Annotated in this window: 21 protein-coding genes and 2 pseudogenes; 8 read left to right on the plus strand and 15 right to left on the minus strand. The window is 71.4% G+C overall.

What is annotated here, in order from left to right:
- Positions 1-27: 27 nt before the first annotated feature.
- A complete protein-coding gene (locus tag ACGFYH_RS22035; RefSeq protein ID WP_393804850.1) occupies positions 28-1419 on the minus strand; it encodes a M20/M25/M40 family metallo-hydrolase in 1392 nt (463 codons plus the stop codon).
- A complete protein-coding gene (locus ACGFYH_RS22040; protein ID WP_393804851.1) occupies positions 1412-2245 on the minus strand; it encodes a M55 family metallopeptidase in 834 nt (277 codons plus the stop codon). Before ACGFYH_RS22040 ends, ACGFYH_RS22035 begins: the two co-directional genes overlap by 8 nt.
- Positions 2246-2454: 209 nt before the next feature.
- Here ACGFYH_RS22040 and ACGFYH_RS22045 point away from each other — a divergent pair, with 209 nt between their 5' ends.
- Entirely contained in the window at positions 2455-3288 is an 834-nt protein-coding gene (locus ACGFYH_RS22045; protein ID WP_393804852.1) for a PIG-L family deacetylase, read from the plus strand.
- A gap of 27 nt (positions 3289-3315) precedes the next feature.
- On the opposite strand, the gene ACGFYH_RS22050 is transcribed toward ACGFYH_RS22045, so the two are convergent.
- From ACGFYH_RS22050 to ACGFYH_RS22065, 4 genes are all read right to left on the minus strand, one after another.
- Positions 3316-4044, minus strand: coding sequence for a class I SAM-dependent methyltransferase (locus ACGFYH_RS22050; RefSeq protein ID WP_393804853.1), 729 nt, complete (start codon positions 4042-4044; stop codon positions 3316-3318).
- Positions 4045-4190: 146 nt separating this feature from the next.
- Entirely contained in the window at positions 4191-6695 is a 2505-nt protein-coding gene (locus tag ACGFYH_RS22055; RefSeq protein ID WP_393804854.1) for a SpoIIE family protein phosphatase, read from the minus strand.
- 145 nt (positions 6696-6840) lie between these two features.
- Entirely contained in the window at positions 6841-9249 is a 2409-nt protein-coding gene (locus ACGFYH_RS22060; protein ID WP_393804855.1) for an MFS transporter, read from the minus strand.
- A gap of 150 nt (positions 9250-9399) precedes the next feature.
- The gene (locus ACGFYH_RS22065) at positions 9400-9843 is read right to left on the minus strand and encodes an SRPBCC family protein (RefSeq protein ID WP_393804856.1); all 444 of its coding nucleotides are present in this window, start codon (positions 9841-9843) and stop codon (positions 9400-9402) included.
- 160 nt (positions 9844-10003) lie between these two features.
- Here ACGFYH_RS22065 and ACGFYH_RS22070 point away from each other — a divergent pair.
- The 5 genes and pseudogenes from ACGFYH_RS22070 to ACGFYH_RS22090 form a co-directional block, all read left to right on the plus strand.
- Positions 10004-10231 (plus strand): annotated as a pseudogene (locus ACGFYH_RS22070) (radical SAM protein); the annotation flags it as partial.
- Positions 10232-10705: 474 nt separating this feature from the next.
- The gene (gene istA, locus ACGFYH_RS22075) at positions 10706-12340 is read left to right on the plus strand and encodes an IS21 family transposase (protein WP_393804857.1); all 1635 of its coding nucleotides are present in this window, start codon (positions 10706-10708) and stop codon (positions 12338-12340) included.
- Positions 12337-12720, plus strand: a complete 384-nt coding sequence (locus tag ACGFYH_RS22080; RefSeq protein WP_393804858.1) for an ATP-binding protein — start codon at positions 12337-12339, stop codon at positions 12718-12720. The genes istA and ACGFYH_RS22080 overlap by 4 nt, the downstream gene beginning before the upstream one ends.
- Complete coding sequence (locus ACGFYH_RS22085; RefSeq protein WP_393804900.1) at positions 12611-13150, plus strand: ATP-binding protein; 540 nt, start codon at positions 12611-12613, stop codon at positions 13148-13150. The genes ACGFYH_RS22080 and ACGFYH_RS22085 overlap by 110 nt, the downstream gene beginning before the upstream one ends.
- 84 nt (positions 13151-13234) lie before the next feature.
- A complete protein-coding gene (locus tag ACGFYH_RS22090; protein WP_393804859.1) occupies positions 13235-13786 on the plus strand; it encodes a putative immunity protein in 552 nt (183 codons plus the stop codon).
- On the opposite strand, the gene ACGFYH_RS22095 is transcribed toward ACGFYH_RS22090, so the two are convergent.
- From ACGFYH_RS22095 to ACGFYH_RS22135, 9 genes are all read right to left on the minus strand, one after another.
- Complete coding sequence (locus tag ACGFYH_RS22095; RefSeq protein ID WP_393804860.1) at positions 13734-15017, minus strand: methyltransferase domain-containing protein; 1284 nt, start codon at positions 15015-15017, stop codon at positions 13734-13736. The two genes, ACGFYH_RS22090 and ACGFYH_RS22095, sit on opposite strands and share 53 nt — an antisense overlap.
- Positions 15007-15978 (minus strand): ATP-grasp ribosomal peptide maturase, encoded by a 972-nt coding sequence (gene tgmB, locus ACGFYH_RS22100; protein ID WP_393804861.1) that lies wholly within the window; start codon positions 15976-15978, stop codon positions 15007-15009. The genes ACGFYH_RS22095 and tgmB overlap by 11 nt, the downstream gene beginning before the upstream one ends.
- A gap of 5 nt (positions 15979-15983) precedes the next feature.
- Positions 15984-16280, minus strand: coding sequence for a putative ATP-grasp-modified RiPP (gene tgmA / locus ACGFYH_RS22105; protein WP_393804862.1), 297 nt, complete (start codon positions 16278-16280; stop codon positions 15984-15986).
- Between the two features lie 204 nt (positions 16281-16484).
- Positions 16485-16691: a hypothetical protein gene (locus ACGFYH_RS22110; protein ID WP_393804863.1), complete on the minus strand. Its 207-nt coding sequence runs from the start codon at positions 16689-16691 to the stop codon at positions 16485-16487.
- Positions 16688-17002 carry a DUF6415 family natural product biosynthesis protein gene (locus ACGFYH_RS22115; RefSeq protein WP_393804864.1) on the minus strand — a complete coding sequence of 105 codons (315 nt, stop codon included), beginning with the start codon at positions 17000-17002 and terminating at the stop codon, positions 16688-16690. Before ACGFYH_RS22115 ends, ACGFYH_RS22110 begins: the two co-directional genes overlap by 4 nt.
- Positions 17003-17209: 207 nt before the next feature.
- Entirely contained in the window at positions 17210-18394 is a 1185-nt protein-coding gene (locus ACGFYH_RS22120; protein ID WP_393804865.1) for a helix-turn-helix domain-containing protein, read from the minus strand.
- Positions 18395-18800: 406 nt separating this feature from the next.
- Positions 18801-19094: a hypothetical protein gene (locus ACGFYH_RS22125; RefSeq protein WP_393804866.1), complete on the minus strand. Its 294-nt coding sequence runs from the start codon at positions 19092-19094 to the stop codon at positions 18801-18803.
- Complete coding sequence (locus ACGFYH_RS22130; protein WP_393804867.1) at positions 19091-19273, minus strand: hypothetical protein; 183 nt, start codon at positions 19271-19273, stop codon at positions 19091-19093. Before ACGFYH_RS22130 ends, ACGFYH_RS22125 begins: the two co-directional genes overlap by 4 nt.
- 3 nt (positions 19274-19276) lie before the next feature.
- A complete protein-coding gene (locus ACGFYH_RS22135; RefSeq protein ID WP_393804868.1) occupies positions 19277-19486 on the minus strand; it encodes a hypothetical protein in 210 nt (69 codons plus the stop codon).
- Positions 19487-19542: 56 nt separating this feature from the next.
- On the opposite strand from ACGFYH_RS22135, the pseudogene ACGFYH_RS22140 reads away from it, so the two are divergent.
- Together ACGFYH_RS22140 and ACGFYH_RS22145 are read left to right on the plus strand one after the other, a co-directional pair.
- A pseudogene (locus ACGFYH_RS22140) lies at positions 19543-19896 on the plus strand (radical SAM protein); the annotation flags it as partial.
- 144 nt (positions 19897-20040) lie between these two features.
- Positions 20041-21615 (plus strand): alpha/beta hydrolase, encoded by a 1575-nt coding sequence (locus tag ACGFYH_RS22145; RefSeq protein WP_393804869.1) that lies wholly within the window; start codon positions 20041-20043, stop codon positions 21613-21615.
- Positions 21616-21627: the final 12 nt, after the last annotated feature.

Raw genomic sequence — 21627 nt, forward strand, 5'->3', positions numbered from 1 at the left:
TGTTCGGGCGGGTCCCGGGTCCGCCGGCTAGGCCGTGCGCAGGAAACGGTCCAGGACGCGGACTCCGAAGTGCAGGGCCTCGACGGGGACCCGTTCGTCCACACCGTGGAAGAGGGCCTGGTAGTCGAAGCCCGCGGGCAGCTTCAGCGGAGCGAAGCCGTATCCGGTGATGCCGAGCCGCGAGAACTGCTTGGCGTCCGTGCCGCCGGACATGCAGTACGGCACCACGTGCCCCTCGGGCGCGAACGCCTCCACCGCCGCGCGCATCCGGGCGTACGTCGGCGAGTCCACCGGCGCCTGCAGGGCGACCTCGCGGTGGGCGAACTCCCAGTCCACGTGCGGCCCGGTGAGCCGGTCGAGGGTGTCGCGGAACTCGTCCTCCCCGCCGTACAGGAACCGCCCGTCGACATGGGCGACGGCCTCTCCGGGGATGACGTTGACCTTGTAACCGGCGTCCAGCATGGTCGGGTTGCCGCTGTTGCGGACGGTGGCCTCGACCAGCTTGGCCGCCGGGCCGAGCTTGTCCAGCAGCGCGTCGACGTCACTCAGGTCGGTCTCGACGCCGCAGACGGCGGCGATCTCGGTCAGGGCGGCGCGCACGGTCGGGGTCAGCCGCAGCGGCCACTCGTGCTCGCCGATGCGGGTGATCGCGGCGGCGAGCCGGGTGACCGCGTTCTCCCCGTTCACCTTCGACCCGTGGCCCGCCCGCCCGCGCGCGGTCAGCCTGAGCCAGCCCGTACCGCGCTCACCGGCGGCGATGGGGTAGAACTGCCGGCCGGAACCGTCGTGGAAGGTGAACGCGCCGGACTCGCTGACGCCCTCGGTGCAGCCCTCGAACAGCGCGGCGTGCCGGTCGGCGAGGAAGCCCGAGCCGTCCTCGGCGCTGGCCTCCTCGTCCGCGGTGAACGCGATCACCACGTCCCGCCGGGGCCGTACCCCCTGCCGGGCCCAGGCGCGCACCACCGCGAGGATCATCGCGTCCATGTTCTTCATGTCGACCGCGCCGCGTCCCCAGACGACGCCGTCGCGGATCTCGCCGGAGAACGGGTGCACGCTCCAGTCGGCGGCCTCGGCGGGCACCACGTCCAGATGACCGTGGACCAGCAGGGCGTCGGCCGACGGGTCGGTGCCCTCGATGCGGGCCACGACGTTGGTGCGGCCCTCGGTCCGCTCCAGCAGCGTGGGCTCGATCCCGGCCTCGGCGAGCAGCGCGGCGGCGTACTCGGCGGCCGGGCGCTCCCGGCAGTCGCCGCCGCCCCGGTTCGTGGTGTCCATGCGGATCAGCTCGGACGTGAACCGGACGACCTCGTCCGGCGCCTGCGCGTCGGTCCCCGCGTGCTCAGGCGCGTCGGTCCCCGCGTGCTCAGGCGCGTCGGTCCCCGCGTGCTCAGGCGCGTCGGTCCCCGCGTGCTCAGCCATACTGCTCCTCCACCGCCGCCGAGACGATCGTGGTGACCGCCTTGAACGTCCGGATCGCCTCGAACATCGTGTCGTGGGTGTACGCCACCTTCCGCTCCCCGACCTGGGCCACGCCGGGCACCACGGTCGAGGCGGCCGCCAGGTGCTCGGCGTCGAACTCCAGGGCGAGGGTGAACGGTCCGCCGCTCACCGGCTCGTACCGCACCGCGAGCGCCGCGGCTTCCTCGGCCGCGGCCCGGATGTCGGCGGCGGTCCTGGCCGGCGTACGGCACACGGCCGCGTACCGCGACACATGGTCCTTGACGGCGACCTTCCGTGCCTCGGGCGCGTACCCGAGCGCGTCCTCGCAGGCCACGTCGTCCCCGGTGACCAGCACGACCGGCACCCCGTACTCGGCGACCACGTGCGCGTTGAGCAGACCCTCACTGGCCCGTACGTCGTTCAGCCACACGCCGGTGAGCTGGTTGGCGAGGTAGGTGTGGGCGAGGACGCCCTCCATGCCCGCGCCCGCGTGGTAGCCGATGAACGCGATGCCGTCCACGTCTCCGTGCTGGACGCCCTCCACCATGGACAGCGCCTTGTGCCGCCCGGTGAGCATCTGCGTCCGCTCGTCGAGCCGCTCGAGGAGCAGGTTCCGCATGCTCCAGTGCGCCTCGTTGACCAGCACCTCGTCGGCACCGCCGTCGAAGAGGCCCTGCACGGCGGCGTTCACGTCCGAGGTGAACATCGACCGGCAGCGCTCCCACTGCGGCGTCCCCGGCAGCACGTCGGCCGGCCAGGTGACACCGGTGGCGCCTTCCATGTCGGCGCTGATGAGGATCTTCATGCGGATGACGCTACATGCCGCTGAATACGCCGGCCAGGGACCACACGACAGCCACAGGTCCAGACCACTCACCCGGCCGCTTCCGCTTTCCCCGGGGGCCGGACGACGGCGACGGGAACAGTCGGACCGACCCGCACCGTTGGACCGGCGGAGAGAGCGGCGCCGCCGCGCACTCGGAACCGGACGTACTTCCGCAGGAGGACTGCCTCATGACCGACCGGCCCCTGACACTCATGGCCGTGCACGCCCATCCCGACGACGAGGCCACCGGGACCGGCGGAATCCTCGCGCGGTACGCGGCGGAAGGCATCCGCACGGTTCTCGTGACGTGTACCGACGGCGCCTGCGGTGACGGGCCGGGAGGTGTCAAACCGGGTGACCCGGGACATGATCCGGCGGCCGTCGCCGTGATGCGCCGCCGGGAACTCGGGGCGAGCTGCGACACTCTGAGGATCAGCGATCTGGAGACGCTGGACTACGCCGACTCCGGAATGATGGGCTGGCCGAGCAACGACGCTCCCGGATCCTTCTGGCGGACCCCCGTGGAGGAGGGCGCCGCCCGGCTCGCGGAACTCATGCGGCACTACCGCCCCGATGTGGTCGTCACCTACGACGAGAACGGCTTCTACGGTCACCCCGACCACATCCAGGCCCACCGCATCACGATGGCGGCGCTGGAGATGACCGACCTGACACCCAAGGTGTACTGGACGACGATGCCCCACTCGATGGTGCGGCGCTTCGGCGAGATCATGAGCGAGTTCCAGGAGGACATGCCGGAGCCGGACCCCGCCGAGACCGCCGCCCTGGCCGAGATCGGGCTCCCGGACGACGAGGTCACCACCTGGGTGGACGCCACCGCGTTCAGTGGTCAGAAGTTCGACGCGCTGGCCGCGCACGCCAGTCAGGGCGAGAACATCTTCTTCCTCAAGATGGGCAAGGAGAGGTTCGGCGAGCTGATGGGCACGGAGACCTTCGTACGTGTCCATGACGCCACCGGTGCGGCCGTACCGGAGACCGACCTGTTCGCCGGGCTGCGCTGATCCGGCCGGGCGGCCGCGGCCGGCTCGCTACTCCGTCCGCGCCCCCGCCACCACCCACGTCGACGGCAGCTCGATCCGGGTGCCCTCCCCCGTGTACTCCGTGGTGATCAGCGGGAGTTCACCGCTCGCCAGGACGGAGAGCCCGGCCGCGCGGAGGTGCTCCGGCACCGCCTCGTCGGGGACCGCGCCGGGGGTCAGGCCGTGGCGGAGGACGGGGGCGAGCTTGGCCGGCGGGCCGGCGGGGCCCTGGGCCAGCCCCGTCAGAACGGTCCTGGCCGCCTGGGAGGGCTCCACCAGGAAGGCGCGGCCACGTTCGCCGAGGAGCGCGGCGAGGGCGTCGGCCAGGGGCTGCCGGTCGTCGGGCTCACACTGGTGCAGCACGCCCCGCACATAGACGTTGGCGTCGCCCAGCTCCGCGTGCAGTGTCTCCGCCTCGGCCTTGTCGGCGGCGTCCAGCTGCCGGTAGGCGGCCCGGCCGGCCGGATCGGCGTGGCGGGCGTGGTCGAGGGCGGCGGCGGAGAGGTCGGCGCCGACGACGTGCGGAAAGCGTTCGGCGAAGTAGCGGGTCTGGGTGCCGTTGCCGCAGCCGAGGTCGATCAGCGGCAGGCCGGGGTCGGTCAGGTGGGGTTCGAAGTGGGCCAGGTGGCGACCGGCGGTCAGCACCGGCTCCGCGTCCCAGAACACCGCCCCCTGGCCGTCGGGGGCCTCGCTCCAGAAGCTCTCCCAGGCGTCCCGGTACCGGCTCGTCACGCTCATGCCCGTCTCCCCAGGTGCGACGACGTACGGCCCGTCGACGACGACGGGTGGGTACGGTGTACCGCGCCCCGCGCACGGCCACAAGCTCCCGGCGCATACCTTCACCGGACGTGCCCGGAGTGCGCCCCCAGCGCGGCGTGCGGCGTTCAGCGCCGGGGCAGGGTCAGTTCGAACCAGACGGTCTTGCCCGCGTCGGTGCGGCTGGCGCCCCATTCGCGGGCCAGGGTGCTGACGACGCGCAGTCCGCGCCCGGTCTCGTCGTGGGCGCCCGCGCTCCTCAGCGCCGGCAGGTCGTGGTCGTCGTCGTCCACCTCGCACAGCAGCGTGTCGGCGAGCACCAGGCGGAGTTCGACGGGCCGGGCGTGCGAGTGGCGCACGGCGTTGGTGACGAGTTCGCTGACCATCAGCTCCGCGAGTCCCGCCAGGTTCGGCAGCCCCCAGTCGTGGAGTTGTTCGCGCACCGCCGCGCGGGCCCGTCCGACCTCGGCCGGGTCGCGGGCGATGCGCCATTCGGCGACGGAGCCGGGCTCGATGCCGGTCAGCCGGGCCATCAGCAGCGCGACGTCGTCCTTGCGGCCGCCGCCGGTGCCCAGGGCGCGGATGATGGTGTCGCAGGCGTCGTCCATGGACGCGGCAGGGTGCGCGGCGGACTCGCAGAGAGTGGCGAGGCCGACGCCGATGTCCTCGCCGCGCACCTCCACCAGGCCGTCGGTGCACATCACCAGCCGGTCGCCGGGCGCCACCGGCACGGACACCGACTCGAAGGGCACGCCTCCGACGCCGATCGGCGCCCCCGTCGGCAGGTCGATCAGCTCACCGGCGCCGCCTTCGGCACGGACCAGGACGGGTGGGATGTGGCCGGCGTTGGCGAGGTGCAGCTCACCGGCGATGGGGTCGTACACGACGTACAGGCAGGTCGCGAGGTGGGTGTCGCCGAGCCGCTGGGCGAGGTCGTCGAGATTGCGCAGGAGCTGGGCCGGGGGCAGGTCGAGCCCGGCCATGGTCTGGACGGCGGTGCGCAACTGCCCCATCATCGCGGCGGAGTTGAGGCCGTGGCCCATGACGTCGCCGACGACGAGCGCGGTGCGGGCGCCGGGCAGCTTGACCGAGTCGAACCAGTCACCGCCGACCCGGCCGAGCAGCGTGCCCGGCAGGTAGCGGGTGGCGATGTCGCAGCCGGCCATGCGCGCGGGGATCTTCGGCAGCATGCTGTCCTGGAGTGTCTCGGCGACGTTCTCCTGGTGGGTGTACATGCGCGCGTTGTCCAGTACGAGACCCGCGCGGGCGGCGAGTTCGGCGCCGGTGACCCGGTCCATGTCGTTGAAGACGGGCCGCTCCGGGTGCCGAAGCAGGATCATGAACCCGAGCACGACGTGGCGTGCCTTCAGAGGCACGAGCAGCATCGAGCGGCCCGTGATGAGCGGCCGGATGTCCCGCTTCTCGAACTGGGAGGCGATGGCGTGGCCCATCTCCTCGGTGATGCGGGGCACCAGGACCGGTTCGCCACTGGTCATGCACTGGAAGAAGGGGGTGTGCGCCGGGAACGGCATGGCCTCGCCGACCGGTACGACGTCGTCCCAGCGGCCGGGCTCGTCGGTGTGCTCAAGGGCGACCCGGTGCCACATCGTCGTCGTGTCGGGCACACCGTCGGGGAAACCCTCGCCGGCGACGACCTGTTCGCGCAGATAGGTACCGGCGACGTCGGTGAAGCGGGGGACGACGGCCCTGCTGACCTCGACGACGGTCCGGGACAGGTCGAGCGAGGTGCCGATCGCGCCGCTGACCTCGTTGAGGAACTCCAGGCGTTCGCGGACCGCGGCGTACTCCAGATCCCCGGCCTCGTCCCGCAGCTCGTCCGGCACCGCCTCGCCGGCCGCCAGTGCCCGTGCGGCCCGCTCCCGGCGCGCCCGGCGCTCGGCACGCCGGGGGACGCCCCAGTCGGGAGTGACGGGCACCCGGTCGTGCCGGCTGAACTCCAGAACGGGATAGCCCAGTTCGAGGACCTGCGCCACGATGCGGGCGCTCTCGCCGACGCTCGTGCTGGGCAGGATCTCGGGGAGGCGGCGGGCGAGTTCGTCGGCGCCCGGGAAGTCGGTGTGCAGGGCGAAGCCGGGGGCGATCCGTTCGACGACGGTCGCCTCGCCGCTCCCGTGGGCGCGGTCCCGCCGCAGCGCGTCCGCGTCGGCGGCCAGCACGAGCAGCCGCTCCCGGCCGGGGCCCACCAGCGGGTACGCCCACCAGAGCACGTCGACGCGGTCGTCGGCCGGCACGGTCAGGCGGGCCCGGCCGGCCGCCGGGTAGGACAGCCGTCCTTCGAGGGAGGACTCCAGACCGGGTCCCAGGCCGTCGAAGGCCGCGTCGTAGCCGTACGCCGTGTCGTGCTCGGCCCCGTCGTCGGAGCCGTCCCCGGGGAGTACGCCCGAGACGGGGAGCAGATCGGGGGCGGGGCGGCCGATCGCCTCCTCCTTGGGCAGGGCGAACAGCCGCCCCGCGCCCCGGCTCCAGTGGGACACCAGGCCGTCGCGGTCCACCACGACGACGGCCAACGGGACGCGGCCCGCCACGGGGTCGGCCGCCACGGGGTCGGCCGGTACGGGGTCAGGCCCGGCCGGACGGCCGGGAGGTGCGTCCCGCTCGGTGCCATGGTCCATGGCGTCAGGCCCTCTCTGCCCACGGCTCCGCAAGATCTGTGTCGCCGTCACCACCGTACGGCGGTGTCCGGTGACCATGTGCGGCAACAGGGGAATTGGTGGCGCGCGAACACACCGGCGCGCGCCCGCACGCCGGTGACCGGTCTCAGTCCTCGTGCCCGAGCTGGAGGTCGCGTTCCGTGCGGCCGCCCCCGGCCACCTGGAGCACGGTCGCGACGGGCGGGTATCCGGCCGCGATGACGGTGTACTCGCCGGACGACAGGTCCACGAACCGGAACGTGCCGTCCGGACCGGTGGTCAGGGTGTCCACCACGTTGCCCGCGGCGTCGAGCAGCGTCACCCGCGCGTCCTCCACGGCCCGTCCGCCGCCCGCCCGCACGGTGCCGCGCAGCACGGCGCCGCCGGCCAGCTCGACGTCCTGGCGGGTCTCCCGGGCGGCCTGGACGCTGACCGGCAGCGCGGCCGGGCGGAAGGCGGGGGCGCTGGCGGCGAGGGTGTACTCGCCGGCCACCAGCTCCGTGATGGCGTAGCCGCCCTCGCGGCCGCTGCGGGTGGTGGCGACGACCTCGCCGTGGACGTTGGTGAGGGTCACGATCGCGTCGCGCACGGGGCTGCCGTCGGCGGTCAGCACGCTGCCGGCCAGGCGTCCGGCACCGCCGAGGACCACGTCCAGCTCCACCGGGCGTTCGCCGACGGTCACGGAGACCGCCTGCGGCTGGTGGCCGCCGGCCGCGGCGATCAGGACGTACGCGCCGGAGCCGGGCGTGGCCAGCGCGTACCGTCCGTCGTCGCCGCTGGCACCCCGGCCGATCTGCTGTCCGCCGACGTCGATGAGGGTGAGCGCCGCGCGGGGCACGACGGTGCCGTCGGGATGCTGCACCGTGCCGCAGACGGGGATGCCGGCGGCGTAGGGCGTCCGGGCCGGCGGGACCTGGGCACCGGGCCGCGCGGGCTGGACGGCTTCCGGCTCGGTGACGGGGGCGTGGTGGGACACCAGTGGTTTCTCCTTGAGGAAGAGGGCGATGAGGAGCCCGAGGACGAGCACCGGCACCAGGTAGAGGAAGATCCGCGGCATGGCGTCGGCGTACGCCCCGATGTAGGCGTCGCGCAGCGCCGGGGGCAGGGAGTGGACGAGCTGTGGGGTGATGGCCTCGGCGTCGGGGAGCCGGACTCCCGCCTGGGCGGGGACCCGGTCGGCCAGGGCGTCGGTGAGCCGGCCCGCGAAGAGGGTGCCGAAGACGGCCGCGCCGACGCTGCCGCCGATCTGCCGGAAGTAGTTGTTGGCGCTGGTGGCGGTGCCCAGGTCGGCGGGGCGCACGGAGTTCTGCACGGCGAGGACGAGGACCGGCATCACCATGCCGATGCCGGCGCCGAGGACGGCCATCCAGATGCTGTAGTGCAGGCGGGGCGTGTCGGTGTCGAGGCGGGAGAGCAGCCACATGCCGACGACCGACAGGGCGCTGCCGAGGATCGGATGGACGCGGTAGTGCCCGGTGCGGCTGATGAGCTGTCCGGAGATGACCGAGGCGCCGACGATGCCGCCCATCATCGGCAGCATCAGCAGGCCGGACTCGGTGGCGCTGGCGCCGTCGACCATCTGCAGGAAGGTCGGCAGGTAGCTGGCGGCGCCGAACAGGGCGACGCCGATGACGAGGCCGACCAGGGCGGTGACGTTGAAGACGGAGTCCCGGAACAGGCGCAGCGGGATCAGCGGTTCGGGCGCGAAGCGCTCGGCGACCAGGAAGAGCAGGGCGGACCCGGCCGCTCCGGCGGCGAGGCCGAGGATGGCCTTCGAGCCCCACGCGTACTCGGTGCCGCCCCAGCTGGTGAGCAGCACCAGGCAGGTGGAGGCGGCGGCGAGCAGCAGTGCGCCGAGGATGTCGAGGCGCGGGGTGACCCGCGGTTTGGGCAGCTTGAGGACGACGGCGACGACGGCCATGGTGAGAAGGCCGAAGGGCACGTTGATGTAGAAGCACCAGCGCCAGGAGAGGTGGTCGGTGAAGTAGCCGCCGAGCAGCGGGCCCGCGACCGAGGCGAGTCCGAAGGCGGCGCCGATCAGGCCCATGAACCGGCCGCGCTCGCGGGGCGGCACGATGTCCGCGATGATCGCCTGCACGCCGATCATCAGGCCGCCCGCGCCGACGCCCTGCACCGCGCGGAAGGCGATGAGCTGGTCCATGGTCTGCGCGCGTCCGGCGAGCGCGGAACCGATGACGAAGACCAGGATCGCGAACTGGAAGACGCCCTTGCGCCCGAAGAGGTCGCCGAGCTTGCCGTAGATCGGCAGGCCGACGGTGGAGGTGAGCAGGTAGGCGGTGATCGCCCAGGACATCTTGTCCAGGCCGTGCAGCTCACCGACGATCTTGGGCAGCGCCGTGGCGACGATCATCTGCTCCAGGGCGGCGAGCAGCAGCGCCAGCATCAGCCCGACGAAGACCAGCCGCACCCGGCGCGGGCTCAGCCCGGCGTGCGGCTCCGGTTCGGGAGCGGGGGGCTCGGGCGGTGCCGGGGGTGCGGCGACCGGTTCGTCCTGCACCAGAGTGACCCCGCCCATGTACCGCTCCCCTCGTCACACCTGCTCACATTTGCCGCCTGAGGCGACAACTGCGAACAAGTGCGACGAGTTACGGACGTACGGCGGTTTCGCACGGAGATCACTCGAACCGGTGAGGAGGCCAACGGCCGCCCCGTTCCTGCCCTTTGGCTACTTCTCGACCTCGGCGGCGAGCCTGGTGAGCATGGCGTCGTAGATCCGGGCCAGCCCCTTGGGGGCGAAGGTCCTCTCGAAGAATCCGCCGACGCCGCCGGCGCCCTGCCAGGTGGTGACCACGACGACCCGGGACCTGCCCTCGCCCGCCGGGGTGACCCGCCAGGTCGTGACCATGGAGGAGTTGCGGTCCTTCTCGACCAGCTCGCCGTCGGTCGGCTCGGTGACCTCCAGCAGGCAGTCACGGACGCGCTTGCTGGTGGCCTGGAGCTTCCAGTGCACGAGGGTGCCCTCCCCGTCGCCGCCCTCACGCACCTCGTACTCGCTGAAGTGCTCGGGCAGCAGCTTCTCGCGGGTGCCGCTGTAGTCGGCGAGGGTGTCGAACACCGTCTCCGCGTCCGCTGCGACGATCCGCTCCGTCGTCGCCTCGACCTGCGCCATCGGGTTCCTCCAGGGCCTGGTTCTCGGGTTCGGGGCAAGCCAATCACCCCACCGCCCGGCCACCAAATCGGGGGGCGGGAAGCGGCCCCGTGCGACTCGTCCGCACGATCAAGGGAACATGTGTTCTATTGTGTCGGGCAGTGCTACCGAGGAGGCCGCAATGCGCTGGGAGAACCTCACGGACTCCGCCCACGCCCGGGCGGCGGACACCGCGCTGTTCGACGCGGACGCCGTCACCACCCGCACCTTCGACGCGCCCGAGTTCCGCGGCATCACCTTCCACGAGGTGCGGGCCCGCTCAATCCTCAACCGGGTGCCGGGTGCCTCGCGCATGCCGTTCGAGTGGACGGTCAACCCGTACCGGGGATGCACGCACGCGTGCGTGTACTTCACTCGATGACCCTATTCGGTCTGAGGGGATTCACCGCTCATGAATTCGCAGGCAGACAGTGCTTGGAAGGGCATGACAGACCCACCGCTGCCCTCCCGCTCGGAGAACGGAACGCCTGCCGCCGGACGGGCAGGGCGAGCCGCCTACGCCGCACTCCTGCAGCCGGACGCGGCTCGACCCCGCGCAAGCGAGGCCACACCGTGGCTCCTGCTACGCGACAGCACCCGGCGCCGGACCGCCGACCACTGATTGTTTGTAAGCACTTCTTTGGGCTCCACCGCACGGACGGAAAGTGGCCCCACGGTGTAAGAAGTTGATCTGGCCCCACCCGACGTGAGGGGCTGTGCGCCATGCCCTCTTTGGAGTGAATGCACTGCTCCGTCCTCTGTGCGACGGCAGGGTTTGTGAGTCGATCACGGTCTTGTCGGAGGCTGTGCTGGTTTGTTGTCACGGTCATGTCGGGAGGCCGGGATGGGTTTGTCGCGGGCGGATCTGTATGCCGCGATCCGGAGGGACAAGCGTGTTGATCCGGAGGTGTCGCAGCGGACGTTGGGCGAGAGGTACGGGGTTCACCGCAGGACGGTTCGCCAGGCGTTGAACTCGGCTGTTCCGCCGCCGAGGAAGCAGCCGACGCCGCGGGCTTCGGTGCTGGACCCGGCCAAGGGCTGGATCGACGCGATGTTGCGGGAGGACCTGGCCGCGCCGCGCAAGCAGAAGCACACAGCCCGCAGGATCTTCCAGCGCCTGTCCCAGGAGCACGGGTTCGACCTGGTGTCCTACTCGACCGTGTCCGATTACGTCGCGGTCCGCCGGCCGCAGATCCAGGTGGAGGACCAGGAGGGACGCCGTCACCTGGCGGGGATGGTCCCGCAGGTCCATCTGCCGGGCGAGGAAGCGGAGGTGGACTTCGCGGACGTCTGGGTGCGGCTGGCCGGTGAGGTCACCAAGTGCCACCTGTTCACGCTGCGGATGTCCTATTCGGGCAAGGCTGTCCACCGGGTCTATGCCTCGCAGGCCCAGGAGTCGTTCATGGAGGGCCATGTCGAGGCATTCAACGTCCTGGGCGGTGTCCCGTCCCGGCACATCCGCTACGACAACCTGAAGCCCGCGGTCAACCGGGTGTGCACCGGCCGCAGCCGGGTGGAGTCGGAGCGGTGGACCTCGTTCCGGTCGCACTACGGCTTCGATGCGTTCTACTGCATTCCGGGCCAGGAAGGCGCCCACGAGAAGGGCGGGGTCGAGCAGGAGGGCGGCCGGTTCCGGCGCACGCATCTGGTCCCCGTTCCCGACGTCGCCTCGCTGGAGGCCCTCAACGAACGGCTGAGGGAGATCGACGCGGAGGAGGACGAGCGGATGCTGTCCGGGCGGCTGACCAGCATCGGGTTCAATTTCGTGTCCGAGACCGATCTTCTGCTGCCGTTGCCGTTCGAGGAGTTCGAGTGCGGTATCACGCTGACGCCGAAGGTCGACCGCAGCAGCCGGATCACCGTCCGCCAGTGCCACTACTCGGTCCCGGCCCGCTTCATCGGCCAGAACGTGCGGGTCCTGCTGCGGGGCAACGAGCTGCTGGTGTTCGAGAAGCGGGAGGTCGCTGCCCGTCATCCCCGGCTGACCAGGCGCGGGGAGTTCCGCGACGAGCTGGATCACTACTTGGAGATCCTGCTGGTCAAGCCGGGGGCCATGGCCGGGTCGACCGCGCTGGTCACCGCGCGGGAGAACGGCTCCTTTACCGAAGTGCACGAGGCGTTCTGGGCGGCGGCCCGATCGGCGCACGGCGACGCGGCCGGCACCAGGGCACTGATCGAGGTTCTGCTGCTGCACCGGCGCATGCCCGCGGCCACTGTCCAGCAGGGCATGGCCGCCGCGATCCGGGCGGGCGCCACCACTGCGGACGTGGTCGCTGTCGAAGCCCGCAAGACGGCCGCTCTGGCCCCCGAATCGGCCGAGGACAGCGGCGAGGAGACCGAGCCGCCGCCCTGGGCGGAGCCCAGCGGGGTGGTCTCCCTGACCGCCCGCAGGGCCCAGCTGCCCGAGGACAAGCGACCGTTGCCGACAGTCTCGCACTACGACCAGCTGCTGAAATGCCAACCGAAGGGGACCGCATGACCACGACCGAGACCGCCGCCCAGATCCCTTCGCCCCGCCGCGACACCGGGCCGGAGGAGGTGGTCGACACGGCGATCGATGAGGCTTGCCGCACGCTCCACCTGCCAACGATCCGCAGCCGGGTCCAGGACATGGCCTCCGAGGCGATGCGCCAGCGCTCCAGCTACAAGGACTTCCTGGCCGACCTGTTGGAGGCCGAGTGCGCCGAGCGCGAGGAGAGGCGCAAGTCGCGGCTGGTCAGGGAAAGCGAATTTCCCCAGGCCCAAGCGGCTGGAGGACTTCGACTTCACGGAGAACCCGAACGTCACCCCCGAGCTCGTCGGCACCTTGTCGGACCCGGCCTGGGTCAAGGCGGGACAGCCGCTCTGCCTGATCGGTGACTCCGGCACAGGCAAGTCCCATCTGCTGATCGGGATCGGCACCGCCATGGCCGAGGCCGGGCTGAAGGTCCGCTACACGACCACGGTCGGCCTGGTCAATGAACTGGCCGAGGCCGCCGACGAGAAGAAGCTCTCGCGCACCATCGCCCGCTACGGGCGCGTTGACCTGCTCTGCCTGGACGAGTTCGGCTATCTCGACCTGGACAAAGCCGGGGCGAAGCTGCTCTTCCAGATCTTCACCGAGCGAGAGGAGCGTCGCGCTATCGCGATCGCGTCGAACGCACCGTTCTCCGAGTGGAAGCAGACCTTCAGCGACCCTAGGCTCTGCACCGCGATCGTCGACCGTGTCACGTTCAACGCGCACATCGTTGAGACCGGCACCGAGTCCTACCGGTTCACCCAGACCCAGCGCAGGCGGCGCCGCAGCTGACCCTTGCCTCGACCCTCGGCAAGGCTGTGTCCCACAGTCTCCGTCTGAGACCGCAGATGATCGCTCGATGCGAGAATCGGGTCCGTGACGATCGGATCTGGGGACTTCGAGCTGACCATGGACGAACTGCGAGTCGTCGCCCACTACGTTCTGGAGAGCGCTGAGGAAGTTCTTCCGGTGTTCGAGGAGGCCAACCCCGGCGATCCTCGGCCTCGTGCAGCCATTAACGCTGCGCGGGAGTTCGTGAACGGCGCCAGAAGGACCAAACTTCAGCGCATCACCTCCTTGGACGCCCACCGGGCGGCGAAGGAAGCGACCACGGACACTGCACGGCTCGCTGCGCGCGCTGCGGGAGATGCCGCCTCTGCGGCCTACCTCCATCCGATCGCGAAAGCCACCCAAGTGGGTCACATCCTGAGAGCCGCCGCAAGCGCCGCGCGCGTTGGAGAATTGAACGCGGACGATGATTTCGCCGTCGGGCTCCGGCTGATCGAGAAGGCTCGACAACGCGCCACACCCGTCCTGATCGATGTTCTGAACAGATACCCTCTGGCACCGACTGGCAAGAGCCGTGCAGCACAGCTCATGACCATCCTGGACGCGTCCCTGCGCATGCCCCGCCAAGCTGAGGGTTAGCTACGGCACTGCCGCTAACCCTCGCCGACAACTGCGGCCGGCCCCCTGACGGGGGCCGGCCGCAGCCGTTCCGGGTCCGGCCGCCGGGTCCCAGTGCCGGCCGGACCAATGCCCGTTCTCGTCCAGCCACCGCGGACACTGGGCGGTCCACGGTCTGAGTCGAGCCGGGCCGGCAGCCTCCACGCACCTGTCGGGGGCACGCTGACGGCAGGCTGACCGAGGCTCCCAAACCACCGCGAGACCCCACCTCCAGGGCCAGCGGAACCACTCGATCGAAGTGGGGCCAAATCACCTTGCTACAGGGGCGTGAATCACACCGCCTCACGCCCCCTCCAGCCCAACCATGGAGCCAGAAAACCTCCGTCGACTGGAGCCCAAAAACGTCCTTAGAAACAGCCGCCGTGAGGCTGGTAGGCCGGGTCCCGGCCGTGGACGCCCGCTCGGGACGCCGGCGGGCCGGGTAGGTGCTGGCTTCGCGCCGGGCCGGCATGAAGCGGCCCGACGCCGCGGTGAAGACCCCGCGGGCGCTGCCGTCGTCGCGGCGGGAGAGCCTGACGAGTCCGCCCTCGATGCCGAGCGCGATGTCGGTGACGATGATGCCGCCGGGCCTCAGCTGGTCCAGCCACGCGTCCGGAACGGCCGGCACCGAGCAGGTGGCGATGATCCGGTCGACGGTGCCGGCGTCCGGGTAGCCGTGGGTGCCGTCACTCGCCGTCAGCCGCGGATGGTGGCCGACCGCGGCGAGGCGCTCGCGGGCGGCGTCGACCAGGGCCTGGTCGACGTCCACCGAGTAGACGGCCCTGTCACCGAGGCGGGCACTGAGCAGGGCCGCGTTGTAGCCGGTGCCCGCGCCGATCTCCAGGACGCGCTGCCCGTCCGCCACGTCCAGGCTTTCGAGCATCCCGGCCATGAGGCTGGGCTGGGTACTGGACGACGTGGGGATGCCCGTCCACGCACCGGTGTCGACTTGGTCGGCGGTGGCCGGGTCAAGGGCTGTCACGAGGGTCACGTCGCGGTACACGGCCGCGAGCCCCACCTCGTCACTGGCCTGGCGCTGCCGCCACACGGCGATGCCGCGCTCGTTGGTCTCCTGCTCCAGCCAGGACGGCACCAGCACGTGCCGGGGCGTGGCGGCGAACGCCCGGGACCAGGCCCGGCTGCGGATGGCGCCCGCGTGCTCCAGCTCTGCGGTGAGGCCGGCCATGTACCGGCGGGCCGCGTCAGTGCTCATGCGCGTCTCCTCGGAGTTCGTCGGCGATGGCCTCGGCGATCGGCAGGCCGGTGGCGTGCTGGATCCAGTCCCACTGCCCGCACGGGTTGGCCTCCAGGAACGTCCAGCCGCCGTCGGAGCTGACGACGAAGTCCAGGGCGGCGAACCGCAGACCGAGCGCGTCCAGGTAGCGTCGCACGCCCGCAGCCACATCGGTGGGGACTTCGGTGGCCCGGTAGGTCAGGGACGCGTAGTCGGCTCGCCAGTCCGTGTGGGCCTGGTCGCTGCTCGCGTGGACTTCGGCGGCGAGGAGCTGCCCGCCGACGGCGGTGAGCCGCACTTCGTGGGTCTTGTCGACCCAGGCCTGGAACAGGTGGGCGGTGGTGTCGATGCCGCGCAGGTCGCTCATGTCGGCCGGCGTGAGACGGCGGGTGTAGACGGTCTTCAGCTGGTCGTCCTCGATGAGGACTGGCGAGGCGACCGGCTTGCAGATGATGTCGCCGTGCATCTCGCCTGCGAACGCGAGGGCAGCGTCGGGCCGGTTGGTGATGAGCGTGGGCGGGATGGTCAGGCCGCAGGCGCGGGCGGTGGACAGCTGTAGCGGCTTGTACTCGGCGCGGGACGTGGCGGCCGGATGGTTGACCCAGCGGCAGTCCAGGGCCGAGATGATGCCGCCCAGCCCGGCGCGTGCCTGGGCGGCGGCGAATCGGCGTTCCGGCCCGGACATGGTGGCGGGCAGGTCGAAGGCGTTCGGGGCGCGGTAGTAGACGGCGCTGACGTCAGCGAGGTCGACGGCGCGGTGGGCGGTGGTGAGTCCGCCGGACCACCCTCGCCGGGCGTCGATGCGCCCGGCGAGGGTGAGTTCCTGCGGGAACTCTGCGGTGTCCATGCGGAACACCTCCGCGCCACCGTCCGTGAGGGCCTTGACGACGCGGTCGGTCGGCCAGTCGTCGCGTGCCGCGATCACGAGAATGGTGGACATCGGCGTCAGTCCTTCGGGCCCTCGTCCAGCGGCGGCGGGTTGGTCGTGCTGCCGTCGGGGATGGTCGGGGAGTGCGTCTGCATGTACGGCAGTGGCCCGTCGTACACGCCCACCGACATCTGCGCGTCCTCGTCGTAGACGGCGGGGGGCCGAACGATGGCCTGCGTGGCGTCGGGCAGCGCGGCGAAGCGGAGGGCCCACGGCCGCGATTCGGGGCTGCTCGGCGCCTCGGTGCTGTGCGGGATGCGCCCGCCCTCGGGTACGAGCGGGAAAACTTCCCGCCCGAGGTCCAGAAGAGACATCGTGAGTCCTTTGCTCGAATCGTGTTCGGTCGGGGCCCGCCCCGCCGGCTGCTTGCGGTCCGCCGACGGGACGGGCGTTCATGGGGTGCGACCCTGACCCTGCGGTCGCCATGGGGGTGCGTCAGCTGGGTGTCCGCGCCAGCACCAGGGCGAGGACCGGGCCTGAGACGGCCGCCACGTACGCGAGGAGCCCGACGATCGCCTTCACGGCCGTGTCGCCCGCACGAGCAGGACCCGGGCCAGGATGCGGACGGCTGCCGGGTCGGGCTCCACCAGGTCGGCGTGCGCCCGGTGGGCCCAGATGTTCCAGCCGGGCCCGGAGTTGCCACCCTCGTGGGAGACGAGGACGGCATCGTCGGGGTCGGGGATCGGGCTGTCGCAGTACCGGCACACGTGCACCTCGGCGGTCACCGGTGCCCGCCGCCCACCGTCTGGTAGTGGTCGCACAGGGCGTTCACAGACCGGGCGAGGCGCTTCGCGTGCCGGATGCCGGCGGGCAGGTTGCGGCCGGGTTCCAGGCGCAGCCGCATGCGGGCCTCGCCGATGCAGGCGAGCGCGCAGGCGCGCGGCACGTCGTCCTTGGGCCAGGTGAGCGCGGCCGACTCGACAACGGGGATGGCCAGCATCATGTAGCCGCGCAGCCGGAGGGTGAGCATCTCCAGGTCCTCGGGCGAGGGCGGCTCGGCATCCGCGGCCAGCAGGCGGCGGGTGGTGGCTCTCATCTCCGCGGTGTTGAGCGGAGGCCGCGGTGACGCATCGGACGGGCGGGCGGTAGCGTTCATGGTGTCGACGCTCCTAGTGGCGTTGGCCATGCCCCCGGACCGGTCGCTCGGTTGCGGGGGTCCTGTCTGCCATTTCAGAGTGCCGACACGAAAAGGCCGGAACTATCAGTCCTCACTGATAGTTCCGGCTGCAGCTTTGACGCAGCGTCACACGCCCAGCCACGCACCATAGTTGGAGAAAGTGTCGGGCATCCGGCGCTTCGCCGCTTCCAGCCCGACGTACGTCTCCCGCACGGTCGGGTGGTACTTCGTCTGCTGGGGGGCGAGCTTGCGCGCGGCCAGCAGGCTCTTGAAGGCAGAGTCTGTCCGGCCAGTCCACATCTGCGCCCGCGCGACCTCCGAGTGGTGGTGCGCGAGCCGGGACGGCGGCCAGTCGTCCGGGATCGGCAGCTGCTGCGCCTGGTCGACGGCCTCCGGGTACAAGTCCAGCTCTGCGAGGACGCTCACGCGGTGTACGCCCACGTTGGTCGGGCCGAAGCTGAGCCAGTGCACCTTCTCTGCCGCGCCGGTTCGCTTGGCGATCCGACCGGCCTCGGTCAGGTGCGCCTCCGCGGAGTCCTCGTCCTGGTCCCGGCCGGCGAGTACGGCGGCTCCGAGGTGCAGCTGGCCGGTGACGACGTCCAGGACCCGGCCCTGTTCCGCCTGCTCCAGCGTCGACATGCCCAGGTTGATGAGGCGCTTGCCGGTCTTGTAGTCGCTGGCCCTCAGGTAGGCCAGCGCCCGCAGGTACTGCCGCATGCCGGCGAGTACGGGGTCGGATGCCTTCTGCGCCGCCCAGTCCATCCGGTCCAGGGCCACGGTGCACAGGTCGGGAAACCCGAGCTTGGTCGTCACGTCGTACGCAGTCCGGTACGTGCTCGCCAGCAACTGCCAGCTGCGGTCGGTCGCCTCGGTGTGCGCGGCCGTCGTAGCCTCATGGATCAGGCCGGGCAGCTCGGCAGCGACCTGCTTGATGTTCGTGGCGCGCACCTGGGCGCACAGCTCGTCAGCAGCCGCTTCCAGTTCGTCCAGGGAGCGCGGCGTAACGTCGGGGTCAGGCCCGAGGTCGTAGATGTTGAGGGCCTCACGAATCGGGTTGATCAGCCCGTCCAGTTGATCCTGCCTCAGCTCATCGAGGTAGGGCTGGCCGTGCAGTTCCGCGACCGGCACGGACAGGGCGCGGGCGAGCGCGCCTATCACCGACGGGCTCGCCGGCATAATGCCCTGCTCGATCTTCGTCAGGCTGCTGTAGGAGACGTGCGAGAGGTCCGCCAGCTCGCGTTGCGTCAAACGGCGAACTTTGCGTGCGTGCGCGATGCGTGCGCCTGTGTGTTCTTCAGCGTACGGGGGCATACTGGCTCCGTTCTGAACTCGACACTCAGAACGGTACCCCGTACGCACAGTCGGGGACCCTCTCAGCGGCCCCCGCTCCACGGCGGGGGCCGTTGCCGGTGGAGCGGCCACCGCCCGGACGCCACAGCCCCCACCGTGGCCGCCCGGCGTGCCCGGGCACACGATCAAGCCCCCGCTGACGGGGGCGACAGCGGGGGCAGCGACACCACATCCACCTGGGGCGTGACATGGGGCGCCAGTCCACCGCCCCCGGGAGGTGCCGGACCTCTTGCGGAGGGCACCGGTGAGGCGATGGGACGACCACAATGCGCCACCATGGCCGGAACGCACAAGGTCTCGGACACGCGCAAAAGCCCCCGCCACCCGAAGGCGGCGGGGACATCGATCAGAAGACGCCTACCAGCGGTCAGGTCAGGAACAGAGCGATCACCGCCGCGACGACACCGACTACCGCGGCGAGAGCGCCGATCTGCGCGAGGGGCCAGCGCCCCCTGTTCAGCTCGTCGATCTGCTTTTGCAGATCGTCGATCTCCTTTTCCATGTCGGCACGCAGCTGGCGGACGTCGGCGTCGGTCCTGGGGGTCCTCTCTACGAGGACCCCCAGGGTGCCCTTTATCTGCTCCAGGCCCGTGTGGGTCTCCCCTCGTAGCTGCGCCAGTTCCACGGCCACGTTGGTCGCCGGGCCCGGAGCCGCGGTCACGAGTCCGTCGGCTTCCGGTTCGGGACCGCCCACGTCAGCCCGGGAGAGGCGAGCACCGCCAGGACCACGGTCACGCCCTCTCCGGCCGTCAGCGTCCCGTCCTGCACAGCGGTGGCCATAGCGGCCGTGCCGGCGGCGGCACCGCCGACGATCGACTTCGCGATGGTGGAGATCCTCATGGCTCAGTCCTTGAGTCGGGCGGCGATGGTGTCGGCGAGAGACTCCGCGAGCGCAGGGCTCGCGGCGACCGCCGCAGTGATCTGCGCGATCTGCGCGCCCGTCAGGGGCTGCTTCTCTCGCGCGTCGACCGTGGCCTGGAGGTGCTCCAGCCGGCCACGCAGGAAGTCGAAGTGGCTGTCCTCGGACTCCTGGAACGAAGCCGCCGGCGTCATCGACGGCTTCCCGCTCCCATCCGGCCGGGCGGGGTTGGCGATGGGGTGAGCCCACACTGGCACCGGTCATCCCCTTCCTCGGCGACGAGCCGGCCCAGCTGAGGGCCACGGTGCGTGCCATCGCCGCTGCCGGTGCCACATCGGTGACACCCCTGGTACTGCACCTGCGCCCGGGCGCCCGCGAATGGTTCATGACCTGGCTCGGGCAGCACCACCCGCACCTGGTCCGCCGCTACGAGCGCCTCTACGCGGACGGCGCCTACGCCCCGAAGTGGTATCAGCGCCGCGTCACGCGCCAGGTGCACGACCTGGCCCGCGAGTACGGCATCGGCCCCGCACGCGCGGGGATGCCACGACGGATCGCGGAGCCGGAGCCGGAGCCGGAGCCGATCCAGCTTTCGCTGCTGTGAGGGCATTGGAGGGCATCTTCCGGCCCAATCGGGTCAAGTATGGACGGCTCGCGTTCTTCCCCGGGCTCTCCCCGGGACGATCCGGCGAGGACCGCGACCCGCGCGGACCGCAGCCGCTCCGTCCGGGAGTCCTGGGAGTACGCCATGAGACAACGCGCAGCCGTACTGTGCGGCGCCGCCGTCATCGCCGCCGGGACCGTCACGGCCGTCCCCGCCGAGGCGAGCGCACCGCGGCCCGCGCCCGCCGCGGCGGCCCCGCACTGGAAGAAGTGCGCCACGGAGGACTACCCGACGCTCCAGTGCGCGTCCCTGAAGGTGCCGCTCGACCATGGGCGTCCGCGCGGAAGGCAGATCACGCTGGCGCTGTCCCGCGTCCCGCACACCGCCGCGACGTACCAGGGCCCCTTGCTGGTGAACCCCGGAGGACCCGGCGGCAGCGGGCTGACGCTCGCCGGGTTCGTGGCGTCCTCGCTGCCCGCGAAGGTGGCCGCCCAGTACGACGTCATCGGCTTCGACCCGCGCGGCGTGGGCAGGAGCAGCCCCGCGCTGGACTGCAGGCCGGGGCACTTCGATCCGGTGCGTCCCGACTCGCTGCCGGACTCGCCGGGCGTCGAGCAGGCCAACCTGGCGCGCGCGAAGTCCTTCGCCGACGCCTGCGGTGACAGGTACGCGGACGTACTGCCGTACATCGACACGGTCAGCGCCGCGCGGGACGTGGACGTGATCCGCGAGGCGCTCGGCTCGGAGAAGATCAACTACTTCGGCTACTCCTACGGCACCTACCTGGGCGCCGTCTACGCCAAGCTCTACCCGCTACGGGTACGGCGGCTGGTCCTGGACTCCGTCGTCGGCCCGGCCGACGTCTGGTACGACGCCAACCTCCACCAGGACCTCGCCTTCAACGACCGCCACCGGGCGTTCCTGGCCTGGATCGCCGAGCACGACGCCGCCTACGGACTGGGCACCGACCCCGAGCGGGTCGAGACCGCCTGGTACGCCATGCGGGCGGCGCTGGCGAAGCAGCCCGCGGACGGGCGGGTGGGCGCCTCCGAACTGGAGGACACCTTCATCCCCGGGGGCTACTACAACGGCTACTGGCCCTACCTGGCCGAGGCGTTCGCCGCGTACGCCGACGACGGGAACACCGACCTGCTCGTCGAGGCGTACGAGAACTTCGGGGCGCAGGGCTCCGCCGGGGACAACGGGTACAGCGTCTACACCGCCGTGGAGTGCCGGGACGCCGGCTGGCCGCGCGACTGGGAAGAGTGGCGCGACGACAGCTGGGGCCTGTACGAGAAGGCGCCCTTCATGGTGTGGAACAACGCCTGGTACAACGCGCCGTGCGCGTTCTGGCCCACGCGGTCGCGGCAGCCGGTGGACGTCGCCAACGGCGAACTGCCGCCCGCGCTGCTGTTCCAGGCGACCGGCGACGCGGCCACCCCGTACGAGGGCGGCGTCGCCGCGCACCGGTCGTTGCGCGGCTCCGGCCTCGTCGTCGAGGAGGGCGGCGGCAACCACGGCATCACGCTGAGCGGGAACTCCTGCCTGGACCGGCATCTGTCCGCCTACCTGACCGACGGCACCGTGCCACACGGCGAGGGCGGCGAGGCGGACGCGGTGTGCCCGGCGCTGCCGGACCCCGAGCCGCTGGAGTCCAAGGCGGCGTCGACGTCGTCCCGCGGCTCGACCCTGCACGGGCTGCTCGGCTTCCGCGGCTGACCCCGCGGCGGG

Source organism: Streptomyces sp. NPDC048392 (genome assembly GCF_043200575.1).
GTDB lineage: Bacteria > Actinomycetota > Actinomycetes > Streptomycetales > Streptomycetaceae > Streptomyces.

Bases quoted from the DNA above. Each gene is read 5' to 3' on its own strand.
- ACGFYH_RS22035 (WP_393804850.1), bottom strand. From the start codon at position 1,419: ATGGCTGAGCACGCGGGGACCGACGCGCCTGAGCACGCGGGGACCGAC.
- ACGFYH_RS22040 (WP_393804851.1), bottom strand. From the start codon at position 2,245: ATGAAGATCCTCATCAGCGCCGACATGGAAGGCGCCACCGGTGTCACC.
- ACGFYH_RS22045 (WP_393804852.1), top strand. From the start codon at position 2,455: ATGACCGACCGGCCCCTGACACTCATGGCCGTGCACGCCCATCCCGAC.
- ACGFYH_RS22050 (WP_393804853.1), bottom strand. From the start codon at position 4,044: ATGAGCGTGACGAGCCGGTACCGGGACGCCTGGGAGAGCTTCTGGAGC.
- ACGFYH_RS22055 (WP_393804854.1), bottom strand. From the start codon at position 6,695: ATGGACCATGGCACCGAGCGGGACGCACCTCCCGGCCGTCCGGCCGGG.
- ACGFYH_RS22060 (WP_393804855.1), bottom strand. From the start codon at position 9,249: ATGGGCGGGGTCACTCTGGTGCAGGACGAACCGGTCGCCGCACCCCCG.
- ACGFYH_RS22065 (WP_393804856.1), bottom strand. From the start codon at position 9,843: ATGGCGCAGGTCGAGGCGACGACGGAGCGGATCGTCGCAGCGGACGCG.
- istA (WP_393804857.1), top strand. From the start codon at position 10,706: ATGGGTTTGTCGCGGGCGGATCTGTATGCCGCGATCCGGAGGGACAAG.
- ACGFYH_RS22080 (WP_393804858.1), top strand. From the start codon at position 12,337: ATGACCACGACCGAGACCGCCGCCCAGATCCCTTCGCCCCGCCGCGAC.
- ACGFYH_RS22095 (WP_393804860.1), bottom strand. From the start codon at position 15,017: ATGAGCACTGACGCGGCCCGCCGGTACATGGCCGGCCTCACCGCAGAG.
- tgmB (WP_393804861.1), bottom strand. From the start codon at position 15,978: ATGTCCACCATTCTCGTGATCGCGGCACGCGACGACTGGCCGACCGAC.
- tgmA (WP_393804862.1), bottom strand. From the start codon at position 16,280: ATGTCTCTTCTGGACCTCGGGCGGGAAGTTTTCCCGCTCGTACCCGAG.
- ACGFYH_RS22115 (WP_393804864.1), bottom strand. From the start codon at position 17,002: ATGAGAGCCACCACCCGCCGCCTGCTGGCCGCGGATGCCGAGCCGCCC.
- ACGFYH_RS22120 (WP_393804865.1), bottom strand. From the start codon at position 18,394: ATGCCCCCGTACGCTGAAGAACACACAGGCGCACGCATCGCGCACGCA.
- ACGFYH_RS22130 (WP_393804867.1), bottom strand. From the start codon at position 19,273: ATGAGGATCTCCACCATCGCGAAGTCGATCGTCGGCGGTGCCGCCGCC.
- ACGFYH_RS22135 (WP_393804868.1), bottom strand. From the start codon at position 19,486: ATGACGCCGGCGGCTTCGTTCCAGGAGTCCGAGGACAGCCACTTCGAC.
- ACGFYH_RS22145 (WP_393804869.1), top strand. From the start codon at position 20,041: ATGAGACAACGCGCAGCCGTACTGTGCGGCGCCGCCGTCATCGCCGCC.